Here is a 3,350-nt window from a genome sequence, read left to right on the forward strand (position 1 = left end):
CCCGCAGCTCCTCCAGCACGGCCGCGGACTCGGCGGATCCCCGGCGGCGGCCCACCCCGGGCCGGGAGAACGCGCGGACGGCGTCGGCGTCCCAGACCTTGCGGCCGCCCGGGCCGGGGTCGGGCAGCGGGGCCGGCGCCTGGCCGCGGGAGACGTAGGAGTTCCAGGTGCCCACCTGCACGCCCCAGTGGGCGGCGCACTCGTCGCTGGTCCAGGTCGTCACGAGGGCCGAGCCTGCCACGGGGCGCCGGGTGCGTCGCCGTCGGACGATGTGTCGACCGTGGTAAGCCGTTGTCGACGGACCGCCGGGGTCATCACACGTGATGATCAGGTCGTCACGGTCGACGCCGGTCGAACCGGACGAGGTGTACCGGCGCGATCCTGCGCGCGCCTACGGCCGCAGCGCGGCGACCACCCAGCGCAGCGACGTCCGGTCGGTACAGGTGGCGAGCAGCTCGGCCTGCTCGGCGCTCCCGGCGTCGCGGCGACGGGCGTCGAACAGGTCCTCGACCAGGCCGGGCACGTCGCGGTGCTCCCCGGGCAGCGGCTCGTCGCCACCGGGCAGTCCGAGGCGGGCGACGACCAGGCGCAGCGTGCGGTGCCCGATCAGTCGCATACCCGGGGACAGCAGCGCGGAGTTCCGCGGAGGAGTGGTGCCGGCGGCGGTCTCCTGCCCGGGCAGCGGCACCGCACCGGGCGGCGTGCCGGGCAGGCTCACCGCGGACACGGCGATCACACCGCCGTCGAGCATGGCCCAGGCGTCGATCGCGGGACGGTGCGTCTCGCGCCCCGACGCGGTGGCCAGCCCCTGGTCGGCCAGCCACCGGCGTAGTCGCGGCCGCAGGTCCCAGCGCACGTCGAACACGCCCTCGGCCAGGTCGGACGGGGTGAACACCTCGTCCCACCGCGGGCCGCCGGACGCCCCGTTCCCGACACCCGTCTCGGGCTGGATCGCCATCTTCGTCCCCCGACCCGGGGCACGCGCGTTCCCGGGAGATCAGGATAGGACGGTCCGGACGGGCGCACAGGCTGGTGCACGCGGCCGTACCCACAGGTGTGATGACACGACCGACGCGGCGGTGAACGGCGTCGCCGACACGCCGATCTGCACGCGATGTCACAGTGTGTGAGCGGATATGCCGGTGTCTGCGTGACAGATGACACGATCGAGCGAGCCCGCCGCAGGCGGTAACGAGGCAGGATGAGTCGAGCGATCCACAAGTGACGGCGACGTGGAGGCGACATGGACGGGCAGTTCGACAGGGTTCCGGCGGTGCACCCGGGGATGATCCCCGCGGCACGGCGCTCGGTGGAGAACCTGCCGTCCGGACGAGGTGTGGTCGACGGCGAGCGGGGCCGCGTGCTGGCCCGCTACGCGCGGCTGATGCGGTCCGGCCGGCCGGAGGTCTGCCTCCCCGGGCGGCGCGAGATCTCCGAGCGCGAGCGGTTCGGCGCCTCCGCGACCGGCAGCGACGGCAAGGTCATCTACCCGGACCGGGACGCGGCCGAGAGCGCCGCCCGTGAGCTGGAGGCCCTCGGCGGGCGCCCGCAGCGGGCCTACCTGTGCCGGCGGTCCCGCCGCGGGCACTACCACCTGACCACCGACGCCGTCGCCCAGCGCCGTCGCGGCCCGGCGGAGCTCATCCCGCAGCCGCGCCGCGGCGACTGACCCGACCCGACATCCGACGACCCCCGGTGCCGCGGCACCGGGGGTCGTCGCGCGTCCGAGGCCGGTTCCCCACGGATGTCACACCGATGTGATGCGCGGCACATGCTGATCGTCTAGCGTGGGATGTGTCGGCGGTCACGTCACGGTCGAGCCGACGTTCCCACCACCACGCATCGGAGGGCCCCGTGAACCCGCACCTGCTGGAGGAGCGCGTCGCCACCGTCAACGGCGGCCGCGATCTCGCCGACCCCGCCCGTGCCCGGCTGCGCGCCCACAAGGCCACCGCGGACGCCTGCCGTCGGCGCGCCGCCGAGCGCCGCGCCGAGCTGGAGCGCGTCCTCTCCGGAGGCACCACCGGTGACGCCCTGGACCTCATGTTGGAGCTCGACGCCCTCGAGCGGGTGCAGGACCGCATCGACAACCGGCTCTCCGAGCTGTGCGACGCGCTCACCGAGCCGCGCACCCCGCGCTACGGCGACGCCCAGCCCGTGTAGCCCGCGCCCCGCGGCCCGTGTGGATCACCCGCGCCCGTGGTTCGATGACCGGCGGACACCGCCGTCGGACCACGAGGGAGAGCACACGTGCGTGCAGTGCAGGTCAGCGAGCTGGACGGGCCGTCCGCGGTCCGTGTCGCGGAGGTCGAGCCGCCGGTCCGCGGTGACGGCGAGGTTCTGATCGACGTCGCCGCGGCCGGGGTGAACTTCCCGGACGTCCTGCTGACCAAGGGGATGTACCAGTACAAGCCGGAGCCGCCGTTCACCCTCGGCTCCGAGTGCGCCGGCACGGTGCGCGAGGCGGGCCCGGACAGCCGGTTCACCGCCGGGGACCGGGTCGTCGCGTTCACCATGTCCGGGGTGTTCGCCGAGACCGTCTCCGCTCCCGAGCAGCACGTCTTCCCGCTGCCCGACGAGGTGGAGTTCGCGGCGGGCGCCTGCCTGCCGATGAACTACCTGACCGCGCACTTCACCCTCGACACCCGCGGTGGCCTGCGGGCGGGGGAGACGGTGCTCGTCCAGGGCGCGGCCGGGGGCATCGGGACCGCGGTGATCCAGCTGGCCGCCGCGATGGGGGCCACCGTCATCGGCGTCACCTCCACCGAGGCCAAGGCCGAGGTCGCCCGGCGCGCGGGTGCTGCCCACACCGTCGGCGTCGACGGGTTCAAGGACGCGGTCAAGGGCCTGACCGGCGGTGCGGGAGTCGACATGGTCGTCGACCCGGTCGGCGGGGACCGCTTCACCGACTCGGTGCGCTGCCTCGGCCCGCTCGGCCGTCTCATGGTCGTCGGATTCACCGCGGGGGACATCCCGACGGTGAAGGTGAACCGGCTGCTGCTGAACAACGTCGACGTCCGCGGGGTCGGCTGGGGTGCCTACGCGCTGGGACGCCCGGACTTCATCCGCTCGGAGTGGGACGCCCTGCTCCCGCACCTGCGTTCCGGCGCGCTCGACCCGCTGATCAGCGAGCGCTTCGGTCTCGACGACGCCGCGACCGCCCTGTCGCGCATCGACGACCGCACCGTCACGGGCAAGGTCGTGCTCCTGACCTGAGCCGGGTCAGCCTGCCGGCTCGAGGTTGTGCCGGACCGCGGTGCGCGGCAGCGGCGCCGTGGTCTCGGTGGCCGCCGCCGCGGTCCGCGGCGCCGGGGTGGGGCCGACGTGGCGGTGCGGCGCCGGCACCACCA

At 74.5% G+C, this 3,350-nt stretch carries 4 protein-coding genes and 1 pseudogene; 3 read left to right on the forward strand and 2 right to left on the reverse strand.

All coding sequences use genetic code 11. The features are described 5' to 3' along the window. Together GTW08_RS06830 and GTW08_RS06835 are read right to left on the reverse strand one after the other, a co-directional pair. Positions 1-223 (reverse strand): annotated as a pseudogene (locus GTW08_RS06830) (hypothetical protein); the annotation flags it as partial. Positions 224-391: 168 nt separating this feature from the next. After that, entirely contained in the window at positions 392-958 is a 567-nt protein-coding gene (locus GTW08_RS06835; RefSeq protein ID WP_073574213.1) for a hypothetical protein, read from the reverse strand. 285 nt (positions 959-1,243) lie between these two features. Between GTW08_RS06835 and GTW08_RS06840 the strand changes: the two genes are divergently transcribed. From GTW08_RS06840 to GTW08_RS06850, 3 genes are all read left to right on the forward strand, one after another. Continuing rightward, positions 1,244-1,669, forward strand: coding sequence for a hypothetical protein (locus GTW08_RS06840; protein ID WP_073574212.1), 426 nt, complete (start codon positions 1,244-1,246; stop codon positions 1,667-1,669). A 185-nt stretch (positions 1,670-1,854) separates the two neighbouring features. Further along, entirely contained in the window at positions 1,855-2,163 is a 309-nt protein-coding gene (locus tag GTW08_RS06845; RefSeq protein WP_073574211.1) for a hypothetical protein, read from the forward strand. Between the two features lie 87 nt (positions 2,164-2,250). Next, positions 2,251-3,216, forward strand: coding sequence for an NADPH:quinone oxidoreductase family protein (locus GTW08_RS06850; RefSeq protein WP_161151594.1), 966 nt, complete (start codon positions 2,251-2,253; stop codon positions 3,214-3,216). Positions 3,217-3,350: the final 134 nt, after the last annotated feature.

It is taken from the genome of Pseudonocardia sp. SID8383, from assembly GCF_009864975.1.
In the GTDB taxonomy this organism is placed as follows: domain Bacteria; phylum Actinomycetota; class Actinomycetes; order Mycobacteriales; family Pseudonocardiaceae; genus Pseudonocardia; species Pseudonocardia alni.

Excerpts from the sequence above, each read along its gene's own strand:
- GTW08_RS06835 (WP_073574213.1), bottom strand. The coding sequence starts at position 958 with ATGGCGATCCAGCCCGAGACGGGTGTCGGGAACGGGGCGTCCGGCGGC.
- GTW08_RS06840 (WP_073574212.1), top strand. The coding sequence starts at position 1,244 with ATGGACGGGCAGTTCGACAGGGTTCCGGCGGTGCACCCGGGGATGATC.